We start from the raw sequence: 25,654 nt of genomic DNA on the forward strand, positions 1-25,654 counted from the left end.
CTTTGGGAAATATCAAGAAACTGGCCGGCGCAACGATCTGGTACGGCGTTCCTACCATTGTACACCGATTTTTAGGGTTCATTCTCCAGCTCTTCCTCACGAGCGTGTTCCCCGCGGAGAAGTTCGGGGAAGTGGGGCAATTGTACGCGTTCATCCCGTTCTGCAATATTATTTTCACCTACGGCCTGGAAACCAGCTATTTCCGGTTTACACAGTCGGTGGAGAAAGACCGGCTTTTCAACACCCTGAACGTTTCCATGATCGTGAGCACCATCCTGTTTTCGGGGATATTGCTCATCGGCTCGCCGGTATTGGCAGACGGTTTGGGCTTCCCCGGCCGGGCAGACCTCGTGATGCTGGCCACGGGCGTGCTGTTCTTCGACACCCTCACCACGATCCCTTTCGCCAGGTTGCGCCAGGAAGGCCGGCCGCGCAAGTTCGCCGCCGTGAAACTGGCGACCATCCTGGTGCAGATCGTGCTGACCGTTTTTATCCTCAAGTACGCGCCGAAGCTCCATGCCCAGGGGTACCTGTCGTGGTACAACCCCGACCGTGGCGTGGAGTATTTCGTGATCGCCAACATGATCGCCAGCGCCTGTTCGCTGCTGTTCCTGTCCAAAGAATTCAGCACTTTCCGCTGGAAATTCGATAAAACCCTCTGGAAGGAGGTGATCCTGTACAGCTGGCCCCTCATCGCCATCGGGCTCGGCGGCATGATCAACGAAATGCTGAGCCGGCTTATCTTTCCGCAGGTCTACCCCGCCAGCCGCGAGGTTTCCATGAGCCTGCTGGGTATTTTTTCGGCCAACTACAAGCTGGCGGTGCTTATTACCATCAGCATCACCGCGTTCCGGATGGGCGCGGAGCCGTTTTTCTTCAACCAGAGCGACCGCAAAGACGCGCCGCAGACTTATGCCCGCGTCATGAAATACTTCACGATGTTCATGGGGGCGGCTTTCCTCGTGGTGGCGCTGTTCCTCGACATCTGGTCGTGGCTCATTACCCGGGGGGCCGACAAATCGTATGCGGAAGGGCTCCATGTGGTGCCGGTGCTGGCCATGGCCACGGTATTCCTGGGGATTTACTACAACCTCACGATCTGGTATAAACTGACGAACCGCAACCTGATGGGTGTGTGGATCACGATGGGCGGGGCTTTGGTGACGATCGTCCTCAACATCTGGTGGATCCCGCAGTTCAGCTATACGGGCTCGGCCTGGGCTACATTTGTTTGTTATGCGTCGATGATGACGGCTTCGTACCTGCTCGGGCAGAAATATTACCCGGTGCCGTACGAGGTGCCGAAGGTGCTGGGGTACCTGGGCCTGGCGGCGGCGCTGTATGTGCTGCATGATTATATCAAGGCGCAGGGGCTGGGGTTCTGGCCCGTTCATATCGCCGCCGTGGTGGAATTGGGTGTATACCTGGCCGTTATCGCCTGGTCGGAAAGGAAAGACATCGCCCGGCTATTGTCACGCAAGGCGGGTTGAGGGGTCTTCCGGAACGAAGGGATTATGCACCTTCTCGAAGCCGATCGTAGTTTCGGGACCGTGCCCGGAATACACCACCGTTTCGTCGGGCAACTTGTACAGTTTTTCCCGGATGCTGCTGGCCAGTGTTTCAAAATTACCTCCGGGGAAGTCGGAACGACCAACACTCTGTTTAAATAACACATCTCCGGCGATCACGAAATGTTGCTTCGCGGAATAGAACGAAATGCTTCCCGGGGAATGGCCGGGGGTGAGGATCACTTCCAGCTCATCGTCTCCCAACGTCACTTTATCACCCTCTTCCAGGTAACCCACCGGCTCGGGACTGGGCTCGAAAGGGATGTTGTACATCATCCCGGATTGGGGGGAACGGTCGAGCACCACCTGGTCTAACCGGTGTATTTCCGGCCCTTTCCCAAACATTTTCTGGACCAGCCTGTTGCTGAAGATATGATCGAGATGGCAGTGGGTATTGAGTAACCGGGCCACTGTCAGCTCATTTTCGGACATAAACCGGAGGAACCCGTCCCGCTCTTCCTGATAATAAAATCCGGGGTCTATAATGATACACTGCTTTTTTTCGTTAATTAGTACGTATGTATTCTCCTGAAAAGGATTCACCGTGAAGCACCTGATTTCGAACATTGTTGACGTTTTTTACTAATTTTAATTCGCAACACAATATTATCAATACTTTCCGTATGAACCGATTTATTACCAGGTCAATTATTCCATGCTTATGCCTATTGATCGGATTTGTTGTTAACGCCCAGGCGCAGACGAATACCGTGGAATTTGGCCAGAACCGGGTACAGTACAAGAACTTCAAGTGGCGGTTCTATACGACCCGGCACTTCAATACGTACTTTGCCCAGAACGGCCTCGAGCTCGGCAAGTACGTGGCCCAGTGCGCGGAAAGGGAATTGCCCCAGCTGGAGGAGTTCATGGAATTCACCTTCCGGCAGAAAGTCAACATTATTGTGTACAACAACTTCTCCGAATTCAAGCAATCCAACGTCGGGATCGGGGTAGAATGGCAGAATACAGGCGGGGTGACGAAGCTCGTCGGCAACAAGCTCCTCGTTTACTTCGACGGCGACCATGCCAACCTGCGCCGCCAGATCCGCCAGGGCATCGCCCGGGTCATGCTCGAAACCCTCCTCTTCGGTGAAGATATCGGCGAATTCGCCGGCAACGCCGTGCTCATCGATTTCCCCAACTGGTTCACCGACGGGTTCATCGCTTACGCCGCCGAAAACTGGAACCCCCAGCTCGACGATCAGCTGAAAGCCGCCCTCAACTCCGGAAAATACAACACCTTCAACCAGCTTACGTTCGACAAGCCCCTGCTGGCCGGCCAGGCGTTCTGGTATTACGTGGAAAGCAAGTACGGTAAAGACGCCGTGCCTTACCTCATGTACATTACCCGCATCAACCGCGGCCTCAAGAAAGGCTTCGAGCAGGTATTGCACATGAAACCCAAAGCCGCACAGGCCGATTTCATGATGTGGTGGCGCAAACGCTTCCAGGAAGACGGCCGCCGCCGCCGCCAGGTGACGCGCGGTACCGGCGTGATTTCCAACGAGATCGGCAAAAAAGACTATTACCGCTACGCCCCCAATCCCAAAAACGCCATGTACGCCGTGGTGGAATACAGCAAAGGCACCTACAAAGTGAAGATCAACCTGGGATGGAGCACCAACAAGGTACTGCTGAAAAGCGGCGTCAAACAGCTCACGTCCAAACTCGATCCCAACTATCCACTGCTGGCCTGGAACCATAAAGGCAACCGGCTCGCCGTGGTATACGAACACGAAGGCAAAACCCGCCTCATGGTCTACGACCTGATCTCCAAGATCACCATCAAGCAAGACCTGCCCATGTTCGAAAGGATCATCGATATGAAGTTCTTCTTCGAATTCGACAACTCCCTCCTGCTGTCTGCCGTGCGCAACGGTCATACCGATATCTTCACCTACAGCATGACCAACAGCAAGGTAGACCAGATCACCAACGACGTGTGGGACGATCTCGATCCTTCCTTCGCGGCGTTCCCCGGCAAAAGCGGGATCATCTATTCCTCCAACCGTCCCAATGCGAAAGCCCGTACTTCGGACACTTCGCTGCCGCATAACCGGTATAACATTTTCATGGTCGACAACTGGAACAAATCTTCCGAAAAACAGATCTCACAGTTGACGGACCTGCCCTACGGCAATGCCCGCCTGCCCGTTCAGTACAATACCACCCACTTTACCTTCGTGAGCGATGCCAATGGCATCAATAACCGGTACGCCGGTTTCTTCCGCGCGGAAAGGGCCGGGGTGGATTCCCTGTACTTCGTGGGCGCGGAGATCCTCCACAACCCCGATAAGGAAGAACTGGATTCCGCATTGATGGATTACGGCGCCACGGCTCCGGATTCCGTGCAGGCCATTACCATCACCAACGACTCAACGTACGTTTTCCCCGTTACCAACTACCAGTTCGGCATCAAGGAATCCCGGATCGCGGGAGACCAGGGCATGGTGTCGGAAGTAGTGCAGATCGGCGACTGGAAACGGTTGTATAAATTGAAAGTGGACACCAATACGCTGAAAAAACGCAACGTATCGGCACGGCCCACTAACTACATGCGCCAGCAAATGCGCGACGACTCCCTGCGCATGGGCCTGCCGAGCTATTATGCACGGCCAGACACCGCCCCCAAGCAGCCCAACTTCTTCCAGAACGAATTCGGCAACGAACCGGCAGATACCGCCGCGCATACCGCCAATGAGCCCGCGCTGTCCGAAAAGAAAGAGCCGCCCATCCTGAAAAGCGCGCGCCTCAGCAATTACAGGCTCAAGTTCAGCTCCGACTACCTGGTAACGCAGATAGACAACTCGGTGCTCATGAACCGCTACCAGCCCTACTACGGCTGGCCGCAGGGCCCCATCCGCCTGGCAGATCCTGTGAACGGCCTCATCCGCCTCGGCATCAGCGACCTCATGGAAGATTATAAATTCTCCGGCGCATTCCGTATCCCCCTCGCCCTCGACGGTACCGAGTATATGTTTTCGTTCGCTTACCTCAAGAAGCGTTTCGATTACAAACTGACGTATTACCGCAAGGTGGAAAAAGCCGCGCTGACCGTTGGGGACGGCAGCAACCAGTTCACCAACTATCCCATCAAGAATAAAACGAACATCTACCAGGGAGAAGTCCGCTATCCGTTCGACCAGGTGCGCAGCATGCGCATCGCGGCAGGCCTGCGGACGGATGAGCTGGTAGTGCTCGCCAACGACCAGGGATCGCTGAAAGAGCCCAACTACAAGGAAACCGCCGTGCTGGCGCGCCTGGAATATGTGCACGACAACGTGATCAACCCCGCCATCAATATCTTCAAAGGCACCCGCTACAAGATTTATGGCGACATGGTGGCGCAGATTTCCGGGAACCGCAACACCCTGTTCGGACAAGTGACGCCGAAAGGCAAGTTCACCTACAACATGGGCATCGATGCGCGCCACTACGTGGAAATCACCCGGAACTTCATCTGGGCAACCCGCTTCGCCGCCGACCTTTCCTGGGGCTCGCGCAAGCTGATCTACTTCCTCGGCGGGGTAGACAACTGGATGATCAAACCCGACATCTACACCAACCGCGCGCCGAACGCCAATGAGAACTACGCTTACCAGACGCTGGCGGTGAACATGCGCGGCTACAAACAGAATATCCGTAACGGTAACAACGTGATGTTGATGAATACGGAACTCCGCCTGCCGGTGTTCACCACTTTCATCGACAAGCCCATCAACAGCGCGTTCCTCCGCAACTTCCAGCTGATTTCGTTTATCGACATCGGTACGGCCTGGAATGAAAAACTGAAGTTCAAAGACGCGAATTATACGGAATACGTGACCGAAGAAGGTGTGGTGATCCGCATCAAGGAAGGCTTCCTCGGGCCCTTCGTCGGCGGTTACGGATTCGGTGCCCGCACCACCGTGCTGGGCTATTTCGCCCGCTTCGACGCCGGCTGGCCCATGACCGGGTTCTTCCGTGGCAAACCGCAGCTCACCTTCGGTTTGGGGGTAGACTTCTAAACGAATCGCAATTACAGATACACGAAAAAGCCGGCTACGTCAGCCGGCTTTTTTTTGTTAAAATCTGCTGAAAAATATTGGGAAGCCGCGATGGCTGTGCGGATCATTCCGTTAAAGGATTTTTGGAAGGAAGATGCACCCCGCTGCGATCACCGCGCCGATGGCCGCTATGAGCACGGCGCCGGCTGCCATGTCTTTGATGTTTTTGACGAGGGGATGCTGGTCCGGATGGAGAAGGTCCATCGATTTTTCGATGGAAGTATTGAGGAGCTCGGCCGTCCATACGGCGGTGGTGGCTACGGCGAGCACGGCCCATTCGCCGGCGGAGCAGCGGAAGAAGGTCCCTGCTGCGATAACGGCGCCGGTAGCCACGAGGTGGATACGGGCGTTGGGCTCGCTGCGGAGCGCGGTGCCGATACCGCGGAAGGCGTTGCGGAAACTGCCGGTCAGCCTGCTCATCACTGCGTAAATTTGATCATGGCTTCCAGCGCGGCGAGGTGGCCCTTGAATGCTTTTTCGCCGGCTTTGGTGATGGAATAGGTGGTATTGGTTTTGCGGCCCACGAAACCCTTGTGCACCTTGATGTACGCATTTTCCTCCAGCGTGGAGAGATGCGAAGCCAGGTTACCGTCGGTTACGTCGAGCATCGCCTTGAGATCGTTGAAGCTCACTTCCTCGCTCACCATGAGCACGCTCATCACGCCAAGCCGTATTCTGCTTTCGAACAGTTTATTCAGATTCTCGATTGGATTCATGCAAACCGGGGTTTATGCCGCCTGGGGGGCGCGTTCGTATTTCCACCACATGATGACGCCGTACAGGATATGTACCAGCCCGAAGCCGAGCGCCCAGAAAAAGAGGCCGTATCCCAGCCAGAAGGTGGCGATAACGCCGAGGAGGCATTCGGTGAAACCCACGTAGCGCAACTCCGGCATGGTGAATTTGCTGGCGTTGATGAGCGCCAGGCCGTAAAACACGAGGCAGGCCGGGGCCACGAAACCGAAAAATCCGTTATAGATCATGCCGAGGATGAAGAGCCCTCCGGCCACGAGCGGCACGGCGAGGTTGATGACCACTTTGCGGGCGGTGGCGTCCCAGATGGGGAGGCCCTGCTGCCGGGCTTTCCGCCAGGTGAAGTAGCTCCCGGTAGTGAGGGCGCCCGCGAGCACCGCCGCTGCCACGAGCATCAGTTTGAGTATGACGGTGTTAAGTTCCGGTCCGGAGCTGTAAGCACCGGCTTCGTAAAGTGCCGGCGTACCGTTCCCGGCGCGGTAATCTTGCAGGATGCCGTACGCGAACCATGCGCCGATGAGCCCGCTGAGGCCTGCACCCACGCCGCCAAGGCCGCTGAGCGACATGAACCGCGTGCTGCGTTCCATGATCCGCTTGATGTCTTTAAGGGTATCGAGATGTTGTTGCTCGTTCATAGAGAAAGCACTTTGTCTATCAAAGCTAGGCATATTTCCGGAAAATAGGTCATTGAGACGCCGGGAAAGAAATCCGGCATGTTTTTGTGTTGTTATAGGGGTGAAGGGCCGGGACGCGCGTTTTGTCATAGGGCGTTGCGGGTGGGGCGGAGTAACCTTGGGAAGGGGGTGTTCGTTTAGGGTGGGTTACGACGGCCGGTTCCGGTCCCCGTAAAATTACCATGTTGCCCGAAAAGTGTAGGCTGATGCGTGAGTGGAGATGGATGGATGATGGGCGCGATGCGGGCCTGACAGCACGGGTTTCCCGGGTTTCCGCGGTTCAGCTTACCCTGGCAGCTGGCAATTGCCATAAATCCGTCCCATTTAACAACAGTCAAAGTAATTCGTCCGAAAATATCTAATTTGCCTCCTGAAATGAACGGCTGGAAACGAACCATAGCTTCAATAATAACGCTCATCAGCTTCTTACCCCTACATGCGCAGCATAAAGTAAAAGGCATTGTCAAAGACGCGCACACCCAGGAACTGATCCCATTTGCCACACTCCAATTCGTGGGCACCAACACCGGTATGGTCACCGATGCGGAAGGCGCATTCGTTTTCGAGCTGCCGTCCATCCCCTCGGATTCCCTCCTCGTCCGCGTCATGGGATACGCCCGCACCGTGTTGTTCGTAGACCGGAAACTGCCCGAACAAACGCTCGTTTTCGAGATTTCCCGCGGCGACGTTTCCCTCAAAACCTACGAAGTCAAAGCCAACGTCAATTTCGCCATCATCCTGCTCCGGAACATCGTCCGCCGCAAACCGTTCAACAATTACGACCGGCTCGACAGCTATAAATACGAGATCTATAACAAACTGGAGCTCGACATCAAGAACCTCAACACCGTCAAGCTCGCGAAGAACCGCTTCACCAAACCGTTTTCGTTCATCCTGAAGAATATCGACAGCACCACGGAAAACCAGCCGTTCCTCCCGGTGTTCCTCACCGAAAGCATTTCCGATTACTACTTCCAGCGCAACCCGAAGAAAACGAAAGAGATCATCAAAGCCTCCCGCACCTCGGGCCTCGACAACGAAAGCGTCACCAAGTTCCTCGGCGGCATGTACCAGAACATCAATGTGTACGACAACTTCATCCCGGTGTTCGACAAAAGCTTCGTGAGCCCCATCAGCAGCAACGGCACGCTTTTCTATAATTACCGCATTACCGATACGCAATACATCGCCAATAACCGGTTCATCCGGATGAACTTCGAGCCCCGGCGCAAAGGCGAGAACGCGTTCATCGGCGACCTTTGGGTGATGGACTCCACCTTCGCCATCCAGAAGATGAGCATGTCTGTCCCCAACGATGCCAACATCAACTTCGTCCGCAAAATCTCCCTCGTCCAGGAGTTCAAACAGCTGGCAGACAGCAGCGGATGGTTCCTCGCGAAAGATAAATTCGTGGTCGACTTCTGGACGCCGAGCCCCAAACCGACAAAAACCATCGAGTTCATCGGCCGGAAAACGACGACGTACGAGGGTTTCGTCCTCAATGATACCGCCGTCACCAACCTGTTCTCCGAAAAACGGTATCCTCAGAATATCGTGGTGGCCGACAGCGCGCGGACGCGGACGGATTCCTTCTGGGACAGCCACCGCCACGAATCGCTGAGCCATAACGAACAGTCGATTTACAAAATGGTGGACACGCTGCAAAAGATGCCGCTGTTCCAGAAATATTCCAATACCATCCGCTTCCTGGCAACGGGATATAAACCGTTCGGGCCGCTGGAATGGGGGCCGTACTGGTACCTCTTTTCCCAGAACCGCCTGGAAGGTTTCCGGGTGCGGCTGGATTTGGGGACTACGCCGCAGTTCCATAAAGACCTGTACCTCAATGGGTACCTGGCCTACGGGTTCGGGGACGACCGCTTCAAGGGGAAAGTTTCCGCGCTGTACCTCCTGCAGCGCCATCCGCGCATGTACGTATACGGTTCATTCATCCGCGATCTCGACAATGGCGCGAGCTATTACGATGAAGTGGGCACAGACAACATTTTCACCCTGGCGATCCGCAAGCCCGGCGTTCCGCAGAAATTCATGCAGATCGAAGAGAAGCGTGCGGAGTTCTACAAGGAATATTACAGCGGGTTCTCGCATCACTTCTCGGTGGTGCACAAACAGTTCATGCCCTACGATCCTTTGCCGGGCAGCGCCGTATTCCCGCACAGCGGCGGCAAAACGGACCCCTACACGAACCTGGAAGTGGCCGTGAAACTGCGGTACGCATTCCGCGAAGAGTTCCTCGAAGGCAATTACTACCGCTTCAGCCTCGGCAGCAAATACCCCATCGTGGAACTGAAATACGCGTTGGGCGTAAAAGGCATCTGGAAGAGCAATTACAGCTACCACAAAGCGACGTTCACGGTGTCTGACTACCTGAAAGTGGCGCCGTTCGGGCAGTTGTACTACAACTTCTTCGGTGGTAAGATCTTCAATACCACCCTGCCTTACCCGCTGCTGGAAATCCATCCCGGCAACGAGATTTACTACTACAACAAATACGCGTTCAACATGATGAACCGCTACGAGTTCATCAGCGACCAATACGCCGGTTTCAACCTCGAGCACACCCTCGGCAGCGGGATCTTCAATTACATCCCGCTCGTCCGCAAACTGAAATTCCGCCAGTTCTGGACGGCCAAAGGCGTGATCGGCAGCCTCAGCGACAAGAACCGCGCCCTCAACCTGCAAACTAACTTTCCGTTCAAGACGCTGCAGGGCAGTCCCTACGTGGAAGTAGGCACGGGTGTTGAAAACATTCTCAAATTCATTCGGGTGGATTTCGTTTGGAGAGTGGCGCCGAAGCCGCTGCCGGCTGAGGTCAACAACAAAAAGTTCGGCGTGTTCGGCAGCTTCCGGCTCCAGTTCTAGGGCTTCTGCGGCTTCGCTTTCTGCGTGGAAATTTCCCGGATGGGATGCAGCAGCGCCTGCATGATCCGAATGTGCTCGCGCATCATCTGGTCCATCTTCTGCATGGAGTCGCGCATCGTCGTCATCATTTCCTTCATAAGCAATTTGTCTTGCCGGAAATACGCCAGCAGATCCTGCAGGTCCTTTTCCTGCAACACCGGTTTCAGCTGCCGCTGTTGCGGCGGCTGATCGTTGAACAGTTCCGTGAAATGGACATCGAGCACTTCGGCGATCTGCATCAGCCGCTCCACCGTCAGCCGCTTCACCTCATTCCGCTCAATGTTCCCATAAGCCGTAGAACCGATGCAGAGCCGGTCCGCCATGTACTCCTGCGTCAGGTTGCGGTACTCCCGCAATCGCCGGATCGTGTTGCCTACATTCATAATGAAGGTATTTGAAAATCGTACCTGGGTTAACGGTCGCGCCCGCAATATTAACGCGCCCGGCAACACGTTCCAAAAAATCTCCGAAAATGCAAGAAGTTCTCTTCTAACTCGGAGAATATCTCCGAAAATCGAAGATTGCAGGCATAAAAAAAGCGCCTTTTTGAAGGCGCTTTTCATGTAAAGTATGTCTTTTCAACAACGATCATTTCAGAAACCGCATCCCCACGAACCGGAAAATCAGCGCGCCCGCAATGGCGCCCGCCGTATCCGCGGCAAAATCCCACAGGTCGAAACTACGGTTGGCCACCAGGTATTTCTGGATGAACTCGATCGCCAGGCCGTAGGCAGACACGCAGGTAACGATCAGCGTGAGCATGCCCGCGCCGATGCGCCCATGATGCCGGTAATATCCGTACGCCAGCAGCAACACCATTCCCCCGAAAAGGAAAAAATGCACCACCTTGTCGAAATGCAGCATCTCCAGGAAACCGGTCGTTGGGATCGCCTTTCCCGGAAGGGTGCACAAAAAAAGAATGAGGATGATCCATCCCATAGCGGGCAGATAATAGCGGATCATCCTCATACTAAATGTGTCTTTATGGTTTCTACTCGATGTATCGGGCATAATTCATTATTCGCCTACCAGCGCTTTATATTGGTCGGCCGTCAGCAGGCCTTCCACATCGGCAGGGTTGTTTACGGTGATCGTCACCATCCAGCCATCACCATAAGGGTCGGTATTCACCAGTTCGGGGCTGCCTTCCAGCTCTTCGTTCACCGATCCGATCGTACCGGCAACGGGCAGAAACAGGTCGGAAACGGTCTTCACCGCTTCAACGGTACCAAATACGTCTTCAGCGGCCAGCGATTTACCGGTCGTGGGAATGTCCACGAACACGATATCGCCCAATTCGCGCTGCGCGAATTCGGTAATTCCGATTTTCGCAGTGTTCCCTTCTAATAAAAGCCACTCGTGGTCTTTGGTGTAACGCAGATTCGACGGAAAATTCATGTCAAGTTTGATTTTGAGCGGTAAAAATAAAGATTACGTCCAGAATTATAAAAAGTTTGTCATTTTCAAAACGTTAAAATGACAGACCTAGAAGAAAAAGAACTTCTTTTTCAGGCGGATTTTCATGCGCACGTCCTGCAAAGGCCGGTTGTCCGCCTTGTTCGTCTGCACCGCGGCGATGCTGTCGATCACATGAAACCCTTTCACCACCTGGCCAAACACGGTATAGCTCTGGTCCAGGTGGGGCGATCCGCCCCAGGTTTTGTACACCTCGCGCTGGTCTACCGGCAGTTTCCGGCCGCCCAGCCGCGTCTGCTCCAGCGTATCCAGGCCGCCGTCCGTCCATTTCTTCCCCTGCACGATGTAAAACTGGCTGCCAGACGAGGCTTTCGTGGGATTATCGTCCCGCGCCGCGCCCAGTGCGCCTTTCCGGTGATACAGGTCCAGCTGGAACTCCGCCGGCACCGTATATCCCGGCCCGCCGTTGCCGACGGTTTCCCCGGGCCTGGCGCGCCGGCTGTCCGGATCGCCGCCCTGGATCATGAAATTTTTGATCACGCGGTGGAACAAAAGGCTGTCGAAATAATGCTGCTTCGTGAGCCGGATGAAGTTGTCGCGGTGCTTCGGCGTCTGGTCGTACAGCCTGACCACCATTTTTCCGTAAGGCGTATACACCTTCACTTTCCGGTTGCGCTGCGCATGCGCGGCCATGGTGGCGAGCAGCAACAGCAGTAAAAAGGGTAACTTTTTATTCATGGGCATGTTCGTGTATTCGTCTTTCTTGCAGGGCTGGGCCGCCGTTGCGTCGCACACTTCGGCCCCGATGCAGGGCCGGGCTTATTCCTCCCCTTCTTCGAAATAGTCGATAATATGCTCTTTCAGGAACCGCTCCTGCTCTTCCAGCCCCATTTTGGGCACCGGCTGGATTTCCTTGAAATGCGGCCATCCGTCCTTATCCCGCCCTTCCGGCTCAAAATAGCCACTGCGGGAAAGTAGCACGCAAACCGCCACGTGCATGAGGTCCTGCTTCTGCTCTTTCGTGAATTTCTTCTTCGGGAGGTTCACCTCCTGCACCCCGATCATCATGAGCATTCCCTCGAAATTGGGCATTTTGCCGAACCGGGCCGTCAGCAAGTCTTCTACTTTTTTCCAGCGTATATTGAAATCGTCGTTGTTCATTTTCAATGGGTTTATGATGCGCCGCCCTGTCTGGCATCTGTATTGCAGGGCTAACGGACGACAAATGTACGGTTTACGCAAAAAATCAATGTAAATATCGATCCGTATTCTTAAATTGGAATTTTTTATAAACCATATCTGCTTTAACAGGAAATCCCTCCGGCGCCCGATTTAACAGGTTTTTAACTGCGGGATCCCGCTATGGGAGTAGGTTTAAATGGCAGAATCCTTATTTTAGCAACCTTGAAATAACAATTCATGGAAAATACCTCGTACGACATCCGACAGATAAACGAAAAGATCCACCAGGCCAGCTCCTTCGTAGACCTCCTCAATCTGGAGATCAACAAAGTGATCGTAGGCCAGAAATACATGGTGGAGCGCCTCATGATCGGCCTGCTCGCCCAGGGCCACGTGTTGCTCGAAGGCGTGCCCGGCCTCGCCAAAACGCTCTCCATCAAATCCCTGTCTTCCGCCATCGACGCCAAATTCTCCCGTATCCAGTTCACGCCCGACCTGTTGCCGGCAGACGTGGTGGGCACCATGATCTATAACCAGCAGCGCAACGAGTTCATGGTCCGCAAAGGGCCCATCTTCGCCAATTTCATCCTGGCAGACGAGATCAACCGCGCCCCCGCCAAAGTGCAGAGCGCCCTCCTCGAAGCCATGCAGGAAAAACAGGTGACCATCGGAGACACCACCTTCAAACTCGAAGAACCGTTCCTCGTGCTCGCCACGCAGAACCCCATCGAGCAGGAAGGTACTTATACCCTCCCGGAAGCACAGGTAGACCGTTTCATGCTGAAAGTCGTGATCGGATACCCCACCAAGGAAGAAGAACGCCACATCATCCGGCAGAACCTCGCGCCCGAAGGGCAGGCGAAGATCAACCCCGTGGTGCGCCCCGAAGACATTCTCGAAGCCCGCAAACTCGTTCGCCAGGTATATATGGACGAAAAGATCGAACAATATATCCTCGACGTCGTGTTCGCCACCCGCAATCCGGAAGATTATAAACTCGGCAAACTGAAACCGCTCATCGCCTACGGCGGATCGCCCCGCGCCTCCATCAACCTGGCCCTCGCTTCCAAAGCGTACGCCTTCACGAAGCGCCGCGGATACGTGATCCCCGAAGACGTCCGCAGCGTTTGCTTCGACGTGATGCGCCACCGCGTTGGCCTCACCTACGAAGCCGAAGCCGAAAACGTGACCAGCGAAAACATCCTCAGCGAGATACTCAACGCCGTGGAAGTGCCCTGATCCCTTTAAACCCGCCATCAGATGGACACTGCAGAAATACTCAAAAAGGTCCGCCAGCTGGAAATAAAGACCAAAGGGCTGACCAACCACATCTTCGCCGGAGAATACCACTCGGCCTTCAAAGGCCGCGGTATGTCTTTCAGCGAAGTGCGCGATTACCATTTCGGCGACGACGTAAGGGCTATCGACTGGAACGTGACCGCGCGCTTCAACAGCCCCTATATCAAGATATTCGAAGAGGAACGCGAACTGACCGTGCTGCTGCTGGTAGACGTGAGCGAAAGCGAAACCTTCGGCACCACGCGCCAGACCAAGCGCAGCCTCGTTACCGAGCTGTGCGCCGTGCTCGCGTTTTCCGCCATCAAAAATAACGACAAGGTAGGCGTCATCTTTTTCAGCGACGGCATGGAAAAATACATCCCGCCGAAGAAAGGGAAATCGCACATCCTTTTCATCATCCGCGAACTGCTCTCGTTCGAGCCGAAGAAAAAAGGCACCAATATCGCCGAAACCCTCCGGTTCTTCAACAACGCCACCAAAAAGAAAAGCATCGTGTTCCTGCTGAGCGATTTCTTTTCCGGGAATTACCAGGATGCCCTCAACATCGCCTCCAAACGGCACGATGTAGTGGGCGTACAGGTGTACGACCGCCGCGACAAAGAGCTCCCCGACGCAGGGCTCATCCGCATGACAGACGCCGAAACCGGCACTTCGCAGTGGGTGGACTCCAGCGACCGGAAAGTGCGGGAGTATTACGACCGCCAGTTCCAGCAACATGCGCAATATTGCCGCAACGCTTTCCTGAAAAGCGGCGCCGAACTGATCAGTATCCGCACCGACGAAGATTACGTAAAAGCATTACAGACATTTTTCCTGAACAGGGTATAACCGATAAACGAAGCACGATCAAGACCGGATGAAATCCATCAAGAACATATTCACCACCGTCCTCCTTTGTTGCATCTTTGCCGGCGCCCGGGCGCAAGACAAGGAAGCGCCGGTCCAATACGAAGACTACTTCAAGGTAACCGCCAAAGCCGACACTACGCGCATCCGCATCGGCGAACCCGTTAAGGTGGACCTCACCGCCAAGGTGATGCTGTACGCCCTCAAAGGCGCCAACATCAAAGTGATCTTCCCCAACATCCCCGATTCCAGCAACCACATCGAGCTCGTGGAACGCACACAGCTGGATACGACCGGCTCCAACGAAAACCAGCGGATCTGGCGGCAAACCGTCACTTTCACCAGTTTCGATTCCGGCCGGTGGGAACTGCCGCCCATGAAATTCGAAGTGTATTCGGTGACCGACGGGTCTTACGACTCCGTGTTCACCGATCCCATTTTCATCGACGTGGGCACCGTGGCCGTAGACACCACCAAAGCCTTCAAGCCCATCAAGCCCTTGCGCGCGGTGGCGATCAACTGGCTGGATTACTGGTTCCTTATTTTGGGCGGGTTCCTGCTCATCACGGCCATCATCCTGTACTTCACCATGTGGCGCAACCGGAAGAAAGCGCCCAAACCCTTGCCCGTAGTGCCTTCCAAATCGCCGTTCGAACGCGCGTTGGAAGCGTTGGACAAGCTGGAAAAGGAACAGCCCTGGCAAACGGACGTCAAAGGGTATTATACTTCGCTGACAGACGTGCTGCGCAATTACTTCGAGCAGCAGTTCAACATACCGGCCATGGAACAGACCACAGCGGAGCTGATGGACGACATCAAGCCGGTCACCATCCTCAATCAGCAGCGCAACGAGATCTACGCCATCCTCAGCCTGGCCGATCTCGCCAAGTTCGCCAAGCTCCAGCCTACACCGCAGGAGCATGAAGACTCGCTGCGCAAGGCCAGGGCCGTGGTGGAATGGACGCGCGCCTCCGCCCAGCCCAAAACCGAACAGCCGGCCATCGGCACAAATTCGTAAAACGACTCATGAACGCGGAACTCTGGAAAAATATTGAATTCGCACACCCGGCCTTTTTCTGGCTGCTGCTGCTCATCCCCGTCTTTATCTGGTGGAGCGTGAGCGCCGGCCGCAAGTTCCAGGGATCGGTGAAAGTCTCGTCGCTGCAAGGCCTCAAAGGCATCCCCGTTTCCTGGAAAATCCGTTTCCGGCCCATCCTCCCCGCCCTGCGCATCATCGCGTTCGCCGCGCTGGTTACCGCATTGGCCAGGCCGCAAACGTCCAACACTTCTGAAAACATCGACAGCGAAGGCATCGACATCGTGCTGGGCATCGACATTTCCGGCTCCATGCTCGCCGAAGACCTCCGGCCCAACCGGATGGAAGCCGCCAAGAAAACAGCGATGGATTTCGTGGACAGCCGCATCAGCGACCGCATCGGCCTGGTGATCTTCTCCGGCGAAAGCTTCACGCAATGCCCCATCACCTCCGACCACGGCGTGCTCAAACAGCAGCTCATGGCCATCCGCAGCGGGATGTTGCAGGACGGGACGGCCATCGGGATGGGGCTCGCCACGTCGGTCGACCGCCTCCGCGAAAGCAAAGCCAAAAGCAAAGTGGTGATTTTACTGACGGACGGGGTGAACAACACCGGCCTCGTAGACCCGCTCACCGCGCTCGAAATCGCCAAAGCGTATAAAGTGAAAGTCTACACCATCGGCGTAGGCACCATCGGCAAAGCACCATCGCCCGCCACCATGCCCGACGGCAGCGTGCAGATGCAGATGGTGGACGTGCAAATCGACGAGCCCCTCATGAAAAAAATCGCCACCGAAACCGGCGGGCGGTATTTCAGGGCCACCAACAACGCTTCCCTGCAAGACATCTACCACGAAATCGATAAAATGGAGCGCACCAAAGTGGAAATCACGTCTTACCGGCGCTTCAAAGAGCATTTCTTCCCCCTGGCCATGATCGCCCTGGCGGCGTTGCTGCTGGAAGCCGTGCTGCGGTATACGCTTTTCAAGCGGCTGCCCTAGTCCGGATTTGCTTTATCTTTACACCGTGCAAGCAACGATCTATAAATCCACCGGCAGTTGGTATTCCGTGAAAACGGACGAGGGCGCCATTTACCAGGCGCGTATCAAAGGCATTTTCAAAATCGATGAAGACATCACGTCTACCAACCCCATCGCCGTGGGCGACCATGTCGAAATCCAGCTGGAGACGGATGGTGAGGATGGTACGGCCATCATCACCGGCATCGAAAAACGGCATAATTACATCGTTCGCAGTTCGCCGCAGGGCAAGCACAAAAAACATATCGTAGCCGCCAACCTCGACCAGGCGGTGCTCGTGGCCACCGTACGGGAGCCGCGCACTTCTCAGGGGTTCATCGACCGCTTCCTCGTTACCGCGGCCGCATACCATATTCCCGTTATACTCGTGTTCAACAAAATGGACGTGTACCGCGAAAAGGAAATGGAGCAGTTCGAACACTGGAAGGAAGTGTACGAGCAGATCGGGTATACCGTTTTGCTGACGGGCGCGGCGAAAGGGATCGGGATCAACGAATTGGGAGAATTGCTGAAAGATAAGACCACGCTCATTTCCGGGCATTCCGGCGTGGGAAAGAGCACCATTATCAATGGATTGATGCCCGGCCTGCAACTGAAAACGAAGCAGGTGAGCGGTTGGAGCGGGAAAGGTTTACATACCACTACTTTCGCCGAGATGTTCGACCTGCCCAATGGCGGCCGGCTCATCGATACGCCAGGCGTCCGGGAATTCGGGATCGTGGATATCCCGAAAGCGGAGCTTTCGCATTATTACCTCGAGATGCAGGAATACATTCCCCAATGCCAGTTCAACAACTGCCTTCACCTCGACGAGCCCGGTTGCGCCGTGAAAGCCGCCGTGGAAAAGGGAGACATCGATCTCGACCGGTATGTCAGCTACGCTACCGTACTGGCTACGATCAATGAGAATGATTACGATTGATTACAGTGAACAGATCACCAGACAAACCGGGGCCGGCGGTGATTGGCATGACCGCCTGCGCATAACCGGAAACGACTGATGAGGGTCGTTGCAGACAGGATCACCTTCTTCGGAAAAGCCCCTTCTTCTTCGGGGCGTTCATTTCATCGAACACTTTTTCGGCACCGAGGTTGCGCTTTGGCGTGGGACAGCCGGTTTTTTGAGACCTGCAGCCCGCTCCCAGTGCGGATATCACGATCAGGCAAATGATAAGATGCCGCATGAACGGGGGTTTTAGAAAAGTTTCATTTGTTTGCCGGCTTTGGCGTTCTGTTTCATATTGCCGGAATTGTAGAAAGTGCTGCCAGGGCAGCCTTGCTTCTGGGAGGCGCATCCCACCAACAGGAATGCCGCCCATAGCCCAATCATCCATTTTGATTTCATAGGTCCGGGATTAGACCTGCAATATAATGATTATTCATAACATGACTATACCTGGTCGCGGAACCAGTCGGCGTACATGATGTAGTTATTGGCGATGCGGTCGATTTCCCCGGAAATGAGTTCCTGGGAGATGGTTTTCACCTTTTTGGCGGGCACCCCGGCATAAATACATCCTGCTTCCACCTGCGTATTTTCGAGCACCACGGCCCCCGCGGCAATGATGGTATTGGAACCGATATGGGCATTGTCCATCACGATGGCGCCCATCCCGATGAGCACATTGTCTTCCACCGTACAGCCATGCACGATCGCATTGTGGCCGATGGAAACGTTGTTGCCGATAAGGGTCTTCGTTTTCTGATAGGTGGCATGGATCACGGCGCCGTCCTGGATATTGACTTTATCGCCCATCCGGATGCTGTTCACATCTCCCCTGACAACGGCATTGAACCAAACGCTGCAATCCTTTCCCATCACCACATCGCCCACGATGGTGGCATTCGGCGCAATGAAGCAATTGTCGCCCATTTGCGGGTGTACACCCTTTACTGGTAATATTACTGGCATGATACAAATATAGAACTTCACTAACTTCGCCCCAATGAATAACAGGCAGCTTTTTTTACAACACGTGGCGCAAACCTCCGACGCCCCGCTGGCGCTCGAGATGGTAAAAGCGCAGGGAATGCACATGTGGGACGCTTCGGGCAAGCAATACCTCGACATGATCGCGGGCATCAGCGTCTGCAACGTCGGCCATTGCCACCCCGCCGTCGTGAAAGCCATCCAGGAACAGGCGGCCGCTTACATGCACCTCATCGTGTACGGCGAGTTCGTGCAATCGCCGCAGGTGCAGTACGCCACTTTCCTCACCCAACACCTCCCGGGTTCCCTCAACTCCGTATACTTCACGAATTCCGGCAGCGAAGCCACCGAAGGCGCCATGAAACTGGCCAAGCGCCACACCGGCCGCACCGGCGTGATCGCATTTAAAAACAGCTACCATGGCTCCACACAGGGCTCGCTGAGCATCATCGGCGACGAATACTGGCGCAATGCCTACCGCCCCCTCCTGCCCGATGTGCTCCATTTGCAGCATAACGATATGGGGATGCTCGACCAGATCACCCACCGCACGGCCTGTGTGATCGCGGAAACCGTTCAGGCCGAAGCGGGCGTGCTGGCGCCTTCCGTGGAATGGATGCAAGCCCTCCGCCGCCGCTGCACCGAAACCGGCACGCTGCTCATCCTCGACGAGATCCAGTGCGGGCTCGGCCGGAACGGAACACTGTGGGCTTTCGAACAATACGGCATCGTGCCCGACGTGCTGCTGCTGGGCAAAGCCCTCGGCGGCGGGATGCCCCTGGGCGCATTCATCGCCGGCCGCGATATCATGTGGAGCCTGACGAACCAGCCCGTCCTCGGCCATATCACCACCTTCGGCGGCCACCCCGTGGCCTGCGCCGCGGGGCTCGCGGGCATGAAGGCGCTGCTTTCCGAAAACATGATCGGCGGTGTTTTCGAAAAGGAAAAACTGTTCCTCAGCCTGCTGCATCATCCGAAGATCAAAGCCGTGCGGAGCCGCGGGCTTATGCTGGCCGTGGAAGTGGAAGATTTCCCTTCCGCCAAGAAAGCCATCGATCATTGCATCGCCAACGGCGTCATTACAGACTGGTTCCTCTTCGCGTCCAACGCCATACGGTTCGTACCGCCGCTGATCATTTCGGAAGAAGAAATCCGCCAGGCCTGCGCCATCCTGCTCGCAGCGCTCGATACTTTATAAATTAAGTTTTACAATACAAAAAGCCGCCATGGACAAGGTCTCTGGCGGCTTTTTCCATGGACGGCATGGCAAAAAAAAATCCTCCCGGAAAGCCGGGAGGACCGTTTCAAACTGCTTATGAGAAAATTCAACTAAAAAGCTTATTTCTGACCAGCTTCGTTCTTCGCATCTGACTTCATTTTGTCGTTAGCGTAGATGGAGAATTCCACACGACGGTTTTTGGTGCGATTGGCTTCGCTGTCGTTGGGGAATTTAGGCTGGGTTTCGCCGTACCAGAAAGTCTGCACGCGTGCAGCGGAAACGCCCTGGCCAACGAGGTAATTCGCTACGGATTTTGCCCGGCGTTCGGACAGGCCGTAGTTGTAGGAATCGGAACCAGTGTCGTCCGTATGGCCTTCCACACGCACGTGGGTGTCCGGGTATTTGTTCAGCACTTGCGCCAGTTCCTGGATGTTGGATTTGGCGGTAGCGGTAAGATCGGATTTGTCGAAACCGAACAGTACGCCGGAGTTGAAGGTAACGTTGATACCTTCGCCTACGCGTTCTACGGTGGCGTTGGGCACTTCGTTCTTGATTTCTTCGGCCTGTTTGTCCATCTTCTTACCGATGAGCACGCCGGCAGTTCCGCCTACCGCTGCACCGATGATGGCGCCCAGGGCGGTGTTACCTGCGGCCTTCCCGATCACCGCGCCGGCAGCAGCTCCGCCGCCGGTGCCGATCACGGCGCCTTTCTTCGTATTGTCCATGCTCTGCCACGTGCTGCAGGAGCTAAAAACAAGAATACCTGCCATCGCCATCGCCACAAATGCATTCAATCTTTTCATCTTAAAATATTTTTATTGGTTTGAGTACGCTAGCCTAAACAAATTCTTTGCCAACAATTTTTTACGGCAGATAAATTTATGTTTATCAATGTGTAAGGGATAACGGTTTAAAAGATATGGAGTTATTCCCCGATGCCTTATTTCCCGAAAAGGCCACCAAGAAGTCCGCCCAGCCCGCCGCTGCTTTGCTGTTGTTTGGCGCCGTTGGTGATCATGGCGGAAAGGTCTTGCATATCTACGTCGCCATCGCCGTCCTTATCCAGGCCGAACTTGCCCAGCAGGCCGCCGAGGTTGAAGCCGCCGGTAGAACCGCCGGTAAGGGAACCGATGATGCTGTCCAGCGAAAAGGAGCTGTCTCCGGGATCATTGGTTTTCTTCACGAGGCTGCCCAGAACGGAGGGAATGAGCGACCCGGCGATGGAGGCGGCAGCGCCGCTGTTGAGACCGAATTTTTCCATGAGGTTCTTTACAAAGTTCCCCTGGATGCCGTTTACCAAGGGGTTTGCGCTATCGGGCGCGCTGTTCCCGTTGAAAAGGCCCATCACTTCGTTCACATTACCGTTGGCAAGGGCAGACTGCAGGCCTTCTGCGATGGAATGAGACGCTTCGCCGATCACGGCATCGTTTTGTTCGTTGGGGATGGCAGGGTTGGCTACCACTGTTTCCTGCGCATTTTCGCGGACCAGTTGCACTAATTGATCTAACATTTGTGAAAGTTTAGGGTGGATAAATTATGAAGCTCGACAATTTCTGCATACGCGCAGGATTAATAACATTTCCCTTCCGCAAATTGTTGCAAAAGGGAATTGTCTATCGGGGGAAGCGCGACGCGACGGGCTTATACACCCATCTGGTCGCCGGTCTTCATTTTCTCTGCGTTTTCTGCGAACTGGAGGGCCTGGATCATTTCATCGACCTCGCCGTTCATGAAAGCGTCGAGGTTATAGACGGTCATACCGATCCGGTGATCGGTCACGCGGCCCTGGGGATAATTGTACGTACGGATTTTCGCGGAGCGGTCGCCCGTGGAAACCAGTGATTTACGTTGCGAAGCGATGGCGTCTTCGTGCTTGCGGACGGCCGCTTCGTAAATACGGGTCCGGAGCATGCGCATGGCGATGTCGCGGTTGGAGTGCTGGCTGCGGCCTTCCTGGCATTCCACCACCACGCCGGTGGGGATGTGGGTGAGGCGCACGGCCGATTCGGTTTTGTTTACGTGCTGGCCACCCGCGCCGGAAGACCGGAAGGTGTCCATTTTGATATCGGCTTCGCGAACGTCTACGTCCACTTCTTCCGCTTCTGGGAGCACTGCTACGGTAGCGGCGGAGGTGTGCACCCGGCCGGAGGCCTCGGTAGCGGGCACGCGCTGTACGCGGTGGACGCCGGATTCGAATTTGAGGGTCCCGTATACATCATCACCGGAAACTTCGACCACTACTTCCTTGTAGCCGCCGGCGCCGCCGGCGTTTTCGTTCATGATAGACGTTTTCCAGCCTTTGTTCTCGCAGTAACGGAGGTACATGCGCAGGAGGTCGCCGGCGAAAAGGGCGGCTTCGTCGCCCCCGGTGCCGCCGCGGATCTCGAGGATGGCGTTTTTCTCGTCTTGCGGGTCTTTCGGGATGAGGAGGTTCCGGATATCGGCCTCCATCTGGTCTTTCTGTTCCGCCAGGCCTTCGGTTTCTTCCTTGGCCAGCTCGCGCATTTCCTCGTCGCCGCTTTCGAGCACTTCGCGGTTGAAGGCGATGGCTTCCAGGAGCTTGCGATAAGCGTCGTAGGCCTTTACGATCTTTTCCAGCTGGCGGTATTCCTTGCTCAGCTTGCTGAATTGTTTGTTATCGCTCACTACCTCGGGGTTGGTAAGCGCCATGGAAACTTGTTCGTATCGGCCTTTGATGGCTTCCAGTTTATCTATCATAAATCGGTTATCCGGATTAAAATTCAGCAATTTGGGGCTTGATCCAGCGTTATTACGCCGCTGGTCCCTGCCTGCCTTGCCGGTTCGGGTTGCAAAATTACGTTTTTGCCGGTTATTTTAAGCGCCGGAAGGCGATGCTTCCGGCCAACATTCCCTAAATTCACCCTTATGATCAAGATTACAGCAGATGATATATTCGACGGGAGAAAGTTTCATGGCCCCGACCGGGCGCTGGTGCTGGACGAGCACGCCACCGTTTCGGCGCTCGTTCCGCGTTCCTGGGTGGGGGAAGATTTCGTGAAAGTGGATGGGATACTTTGCCCGGGGTTCATTAACACCCATTGTCATCTTGAACTGTCGCACATGAAAGGTTCCGTGCCCGAGGGCACCGGTCTCCCCGCTTTCCTCACCGCCGTCATGGAAAACCGCACCCCTCCCGCCGCCGACGTCCTCCATTCCGCCATAGACGCCGCCGCCGAGGCCATGCGCCAGGAAGGGACCGTAGCCGTGGGAGACATCGCCAACACCGCCGCCACCGTGCCCGTCAAACGGCGGACGGCCCACCAGACCGAGTGGCATACTTTCGTGGAATGCATGGGCGTTGCCGACGCGTTCGCCCCCCAGCGCCTGGAACACTCCATGGCCGTACTGGCCCAGTTCCGCCAGGCGCAACTGCCCGCGGCCCTCGTCCCCCATGCACCCTATTCCGTGTCGCCCACCCTGTTCCGCCTCATCAACGGGCTCAAAAGCAACGGCACCATCAGCATCCACAACCAGGAATCCGCCGCCGAAAACGAATTATTCCGTCACAAAACCGGCCCATTCCTGCAATTTTACCGTCATTTCAATATGGACGCTTCCTCCATCGGGGGAACCGGGTCAAACAGCCTGCCCGCCTATATCCCGTATTTCGACCAGGGGCAAACGATGCTCCTCGTCCATAATACCTTCACCACCCGGCAAGACGTGGAAGCCGCGCTGGCGCGGGAAGGCGAAACCTACTGGTGCATCTGTCCCAACGCCAACCTGTACATCGAAGGCATGCTGCCGGATGTGGACATGCTCCTGGAAACACCCGGCGTCAATATTACGCTGGGGACAGACAGTCTCGCATCCAACCACCAGCTTTCCATCTGGCGCGAAATCGAAACCCTCCGCAAAAAATTCCCGCACATCCCGCTGGAAACCATGCTGCAATGGGCTACCCTCAATGGCGCGATGGCCCTGGGGATCGCCGACCGGCTCGGCAGCTTCGAAAAAGGAAAAACACCGGGCGTTGTCCAGATCACCGGAAATACCTCCCGCATCCTCGACCTGAAATCGCTATTTGCGTAGATTTGCACCGCTATGAATGAATTCCTGAACCAACAGTTTTTCGAAAACTCCGTCCGCAACTATCTCATCGTTGCGGGCATCATCCTTTTCGTTGTCCTCATCCGGCGATATTTGTCCAAAAGCCTCGCCGCCGGATTGTACAAGCTCATCCGCCACTGGTCTCCCGCGATCGGGCAAAAAGAATTCGTGGAGCTGCTGCTCAAGCCGATCGAATATTTCCTGGTGATGGTGGCCGTGATCATGGCCAGTAACCACCTCGTGTTCCCCGAAGCGCTGAACGTCGTCGTGTTCAACCGCGCCGAACCTTTCACGCTGAAAATGCTCCTGGCGCTCGTGCTGAAAATCGTGCTGAGCATGACGTTCATCATGATCCTGCTGCGCCTCATCGACTTCTTCGCGCTCATCCTAGAAAAGAAAGCCGGACTTACGCACGATAAAACCGACGACCAGTTCGTCATCTTCTTCCGCGATTTCTTCAAAGCGATCGTTTACATTATCGGGGCGATGATCCTCATCAACATACTTTTCGGGAAAGAGCTGGTAGACAAGCTGGTGGCGGGCCTTGGCATCGGTGCTGCAGCTCTCGCCCTCGCCGCCAAGGAAAGTATCGAGAACCTCATCGGCTCGTTCATCATCTTCTCGGACAAGCCATTCCGTGTGGGCGACAGCGTTAAGGTCGACAATTTCCAGGGAACGGTGGAAAAGATCGGATTGCGCAGCACCCGTATCCGCACGCTGGAAAAGACTTTCGTGACCGTTCCGAATAAAAAGATGGTAGACAGCGTGCTCGACAACCTGTCGCTGCGCACGCAGCAGCGCGTGGCCATGAAGCTGGAGCTCGCCGGCGATACGCCTCCTGCCGCCGTGCTGGCCGTGGTGAAAGACCTCCAGGCTTTCCTGAAGGCGCAGCCCGACGTGGAGCCTGGTTTCAATGTGAACCTACACGATTTCGGCAAAGATTCCATCCTCCTGCAACTCATTTACATGACCAATATCCTCGACGGCACGCCGTACCTGGAGCTGCGCGAGCGCGTGAACCTGGAAGCGTTGCGCATCCTGGAAAAGCATGGCGCGCGCCTGGCCATGAAGGAAAGCGCGTAAAGCGGCTTCCCTGCAAAACAAAAAAATCCCCTCCGGCCATGCCCGAGGGGATTTTTTTTCGCTGTATATAACGATAATTATTTCGCGTTCATCTTCATGATGATCTTGGCCAAATCGTCTTCCACGGTAGAAGAAGCGGCGCCGCTGATGCGGCCTTCCTCTTTCCCGTCGCGCACCACGATGATGGTGGGATATTTTTTCACTTTGTAGCTGTCGGCCTTCGTGTCTCCGCTGTTCCCGGAATTATCCACGGCATACATGTGGATGGATTCTTCGGGCACGCTGGAGAGGATCATTACTTTATAGAATTCGGGGAGGAGCGTGCGGCTGGCCTCGTCTGCCGGGTTTACCAGAGCCACCAGCTGAATTTTATCTTTATTGGTCTTGATATAGTTGACCATGGTCGTGTTGGCGTTATAGCGGTTGACACCGTTATGGAACCAGGCGTAGGAGGAGTCGGAAAGGAGCTGTTTCATATCGAATTTGCCTTTGAGCGGCTGGCTCTGGCCCATGGTCACGGAAGACAGCAACAATCCGCATCCCAGTAATACTGTGTGTAAACGCATAAT

Annotated in this window: 26 protein-coding genes; 11 read left to right on the forward strand and 15 right to left on the reverse strand. The window is 55.2% G+C overall.

Features of this window, described 5'->3' with window-relative positions:
- Window positions 1-2: 2 nt before the first annotated feature.
- Window positions 3-1,490 (forward strand): lipopolysaccharide biosynthesis protein, encoded by a 1,488-nt coding sequence (locus tag ACQKLP_RS24345; protein ID WP_427325676.1) that lies wholly within the window; start codon window positions 3-5, stop codon window positions 1,488-1,490.
- Here ACQKLP_RS24345 and ACQKLP_RS24350 read toward each other — a convergent pair.
- A complete protein-coding gene (locus ACQKLP_RS24350) occupies window positions 1,473-2,135 on the reverse strand; it encodes an MBL fold metallo-hydrolase (RefSeq protein ID WP_427325677.1) in 663 nt (220 codons plus the stop codon). The genes ACQKLP_RS24345 and ACQKLP_RS24350 overlap by 18 nt on opposite strands.
- A 101-nt stretch (window positions 2,136-2,236) precedes the next feature.
- On the opposite strand from ACQKLP_RS24350, the gene ACQKLP_RS24355 reads away from it, so the two are divergent.
- A complete protein-coding gene (locus tag ACQKLP_RS24355; protein WP_427325678.1) occupies window positions 2,237-5,575 on the forward strand; it encodes a hypothetical protein in 3,339 nt (1,112 codons plus the stop codon).
- Window positions 5,576-5,686: 111 nt separating this feature from the next.
- On the opposite strand, the gene ACQKLP_RS24360 is transcribed toward ACQKLP_RS24355, so the two are convergent.
- From ACQKLP_RS24360 to ACQKLP_RS24370, 3 genes are read right to left on the reverse strand one after another with little or no spacing between them, the layout of a single operon-like run.
- Window positions 5,687-6,034: a diacylglycerol kinase family protein gene (locus tag ACQKLP_RS24360; protein ID WP_427325679.1), complete on the reverse strand. Its 348-nt coding sequence runs from the start codon at window positions 6,032-6,034 to the stop codon at window positions 5,687-5,689.
- Window positions 6,034-6,330: a winged helix-turn-helix domain-containing protein gene (locus ACQKLP_RS24365; RefSeq protein ID WP_126244505.1), complete on the reverse strand. Its 297-nt coding sequence runs from the start codon at window positions 6,328-6,330 to the stop codon at window positions 6,034-6,036. Before ACQKLP_RS24365 ends, ACQKLP_RS24360 begins: the two co-directional genes overlap by 1 nt.
- 12 nt (window positions 6,331-6,342) lie before the next feature.
- Complete coding sequence (locus ACQKLP_RS24370) at window positions 6,343-7,002, reverse strand: hypothetical protein (RefSeq protein ID WP_427325680.1); 660 nt, start codon at window positions 7,000-7,002, stop codon at window positions 6,343-6,345.
- Window positions 7,003-7,404: 402 nt separating this feature from the next.
- Here ACQKLP_RS24370 and ACQKLP_RS24375 point away from each other — a divergent pair, with 402 nt between their 5' ends.
- Window positions 7,405-9,924 (forward strand): DUF5686 family protein, encoded by a 2,520-nt coding sequence (locus ACQKLP_RS24375; protein ID WP_427325681.1) that lies wholly within the window; start codon window positions 7,405-7,407, stop codon window positions 9,922-9,924.
- Here ACQKLP_RS24375 and ACQKLP_RS24380 read toward each other — a convergent pair.
- The 5 genes from ACQKLP_RS24380 to ACQKLP_RS24400 form a co-directional block, all read right to left on the reverse strand.
- Entirely contained in the window at window positions 9,921-10,346 is a 426-nt protein-coding gene (locus ACQKLP_RS24380; RefSeq protein ID WP_427325682.1) for a helix-turn-helix domain-containing protein, read from the reverse strand. The genes ACQKLP_RS24375 and ACQKLP_RS24380 overlap by 4 nt on opposite strands.
- Window positions 10,347-10,551: 205 nt before the next feature.
- On the reverse strand, window positions 10,552-10,932 hold the full coding sequence (locus ACQKLP_RS24385; RefSeq protein WP_427325683.1) for a VanZ family protein: 381 nt from the start codon (window positions 10,930-10,932) through the stop codon (window positions 10,552-10,554).
- Window positions 10,933-10,980: 48 nt separating this feature from the next.
- Window positions 10,981-11,361: a glycine cleavage system protein GcvH gene (gcvH, locus tag ACQKLP_RS24390; RefSeq protein ID WP_427325684.1), complete on the reverse strand. Its 381-nt coding sequence runs from the start codon at window positions 11,359-11,361 to the stop codon at window positions 10,981-10,983.
- A gap of 87 nt (window positions 11,362-11,448) precedes the next feature.
- Window positions 11,449-12,117 (reverse strand): peptidylprolyl isomerase, encoded by a 669-nt coding sequence (locus ACQKLP_RS24395; protein WP_427325686.1) that lies wholly within the window; start codon window positions 12,115-12,117, stop codon window positions 11,449-11,451.
- Between the two features lie 81 nt (window positions 12,118-12,198).
- Window positions 12,199-12,540: a hypothetical protein gene (locus tag ACQKLP_RS24400; protein WP_427325687.1), complete on the reverse strand. Its 342-nt coding sequence runs from the start codon at window positions 12,538-12,540 to the stop codon at window positions 12,199-12,201.
- 258 nt (window positions 12,541-12,798) lie between these two features.
- On the opposite strand from ACQKLP_RS24400, the gene ACQKLP_RS24405 reads away from it, so the two are divergent.
- The 5 genes from ACQKLP_RS24405 to rsgA are packed head-to-tail and all read left to right on the forward strand — an operon-like array spanning window position 12,799 to window position 17,704.
- Window positions 12,799-13,800 (forward strand): AAA family ATPase, encoded by a 1,002-nt coding sequence (locus ACQKLP_RS24405; RefSeq protein WP_427325689.1) that lies wholly within the window; start codon window positions 12,799-12,801, stop codon window positions 13,798-13,800.
- 21 nt (window positions 13,801-13,821) lie between these two features.
- Complete coding sequence (locus tag ACQKLP_RS24410) at window positions 13,822-14,688, forward strand: DUF58 domain-containing protein (RefSeq protein WP_427325690.1); 867 nt, start codon at window positions 13,822-13,824, stop codon at window positions 14,686-14,688.
- 28 nt (window positions 14,689-14,716) lie between these two features.
- Window positions 14,717-15,724, forward strand: coding sequence for a hypothetical protein (locus ACQKLP_RS24415; protein WP_427325691.1), 1,008 nt, complete (start codon window positions 14,717-14,719; stop codon window positions 15,722-15,724).
- Window positions 15,725-15,732: 8 nt separating this feature from the next.
- Window positions 15,733-16,743: a vWA domain-containing protein gene (locus ACQKLP_RS24420; protein WP_423737126.1), complete on the forward strand. Its 1,011-nt coding sequence runs from the start codon at window positions 15,733-15,735 to the stop codon at window positions 16,741-16,743.
- Window positions 16,744-16,768: 25 nt separating this feature from the next.
- On the forward strand, window positions 16,769-17,704 hold the full coding sequence (rsgA, locus tag ACQKLP_RS24425) for a ribosome small subunit-dependent GTPase A (protein WP_427325693.1): 936 nt from the start codon (window positions 16,769-16,771) through the stop codon (window positions 17,702-17,704).
- 273 nt (window positions 17,705-17,977) lie between these two features.
- Here rsgA and ACQKLP_RS24430 read toward each other — a convergent pair whose 3' ends face one another.
- On the reverse strand, window positions 17,978-18,127 hold the full coding sequence (locus ACQKLP_RS24430; RefSeq protein WP_341841854.1) for a hypothetical protein: 150 nt from the start codon (window positions 18,125-18,127) through the stop codon (window positions 17,978-17,980).
- A 45-nt stretch (window positions 18,128-18,172) separates the two neighbouring features.
- The gene (locus ACQKLP_RS24435; protein ID WP_341841855.1) at window positions 18,173-18,694 is read right to left on the reverse strand and encodes a gamma carbonic anhydrase family protein; all 522 of its coding nucleotides are present in this window, start codon (window positions 18,692-18,694) and stop codon (window positions 18,173-18,175) included.
- 34 nt (window positions 18,695-18,728) lie between these two features.
- On the opposite strand from ACQKLP_RS24435, the gene ACQKLP_RS24440 reads away from it, so the two are divergent.
- On the forward strand, window positions 18,729-19,910 hold the full coding sequence (locus ACQKLP_RS24440; RefSeq protein ID WP_427325694.1) for an aspartate aminotransferase family protein: 1,182 nt from the start codon (window positions 18,729-18,731) through the stop codon (window positions 19,908-19,910).
- 140 nt (window positions 19,911-20,050) lie between these two features.
- On the opposite strand, the gene ACQKLP_RS24445 is transcribed toward ACQKLP_RS24440, so the two are convergent.
- The 3 genes from ACQKLP_RS24445 to prfA all read right to left on the reverse strand — a co-directional run bounded on the left by ACQKLP_RS24445 (window position 20,051) and on the right by prfA (window position 22,649).
- The gene (locus tag ACQKLP_RS24445) at window positions 20,051-20,734 is read right to left on the reverse strand and encodes an OmpA family protein (protein WP_427325695.1); all 684 of its coding nucleotides are present in this window, start codon (window positions 20,732-20,734) and stop codon (window positions 20,051-20,053) included.
- 137 nt (window positions 20,735-20,871) lie between these two features.
- Window positions 20,872-21,441: a hypothetical protein gene (locus ACQKLP_RS24450; protein ID WP_427325696.1), complete on the reverse strand. Its 570-nt coding sequence runs from the start codon at window positions 21,439-21,441 to the stop codon at window positions 20,872-20,874.
- 131 nt (window positions 21,442-21,572) lie between these two features.
- Entirely contained in the window at window positions 21,573-22,649 is a 1,077-nt protein-coding gene (gene prfA, locus ACQKLP_RS24455; protein WP_427325697.1) for a peptide chain release factor 1, read from the reverse strand.
- Window positions 22,650-22,817: 168 nt separating this feature from the next.
- Here prfA and ACQKLP_RS24460 point away from each other — a divergent pair, with 168 nt between their 5' ends.
- Window positions 22,818-23,984, forward strand: coding sequence for an amidohydrolase family protein (locus ACQKLP_RS24460; protein WP_427325698.1), 1,167 nt, complete (start codon window positions 22,818-22,820; stop codon window positions 23,982-23,984).
- A 12-nt stretch (window positions 23,985-23,996) separates the two neighbouring features.
- The gene (locus ACQKLP_RS24465; RefSeq protein ID WP_427325699.1) at window positions 23,997-25,085 is read left to right on the forward strand and encodes a mechanosensitive ion channel family protein; all 1,089 of its coding nucleotides are present in this window, start codon (window positions 23,997-23,999) and stop codon (window positions 25,083-25,085) included.
- 77 nt (window positions 25,086-25,162) lie between these two features.
- Here the strand turns inward: ACQKLP_RS24465 and ACQKLP_RS24470 are convergent, their stop codons facing one another.
- Window positions 25,163-25,651 carry a hypothetical protein gene (locus ACQKLP_RS24470; protein WP_427325700.1) on the reverse strand — a complete coding sequence of 163 codons (489 nt, stop codon included), beginning with the start codon at window positions 25,649-25,651 and terminating at the stop codon, window positions 25,163-25,165.
- Between the last annotated feature and the right edge of the window lie 3 nt (window positions 25,652-25,654).

The organism is Chitinophaga sp. NPDC101104 (genome assembly GCF_050277495.1).
Taxonomy (GTDB): domain Bacteria; phylum Bacteroidota; class Bacteroidia; order Chitinophagales; family Chitinophagaceae; genus Chitinophaga.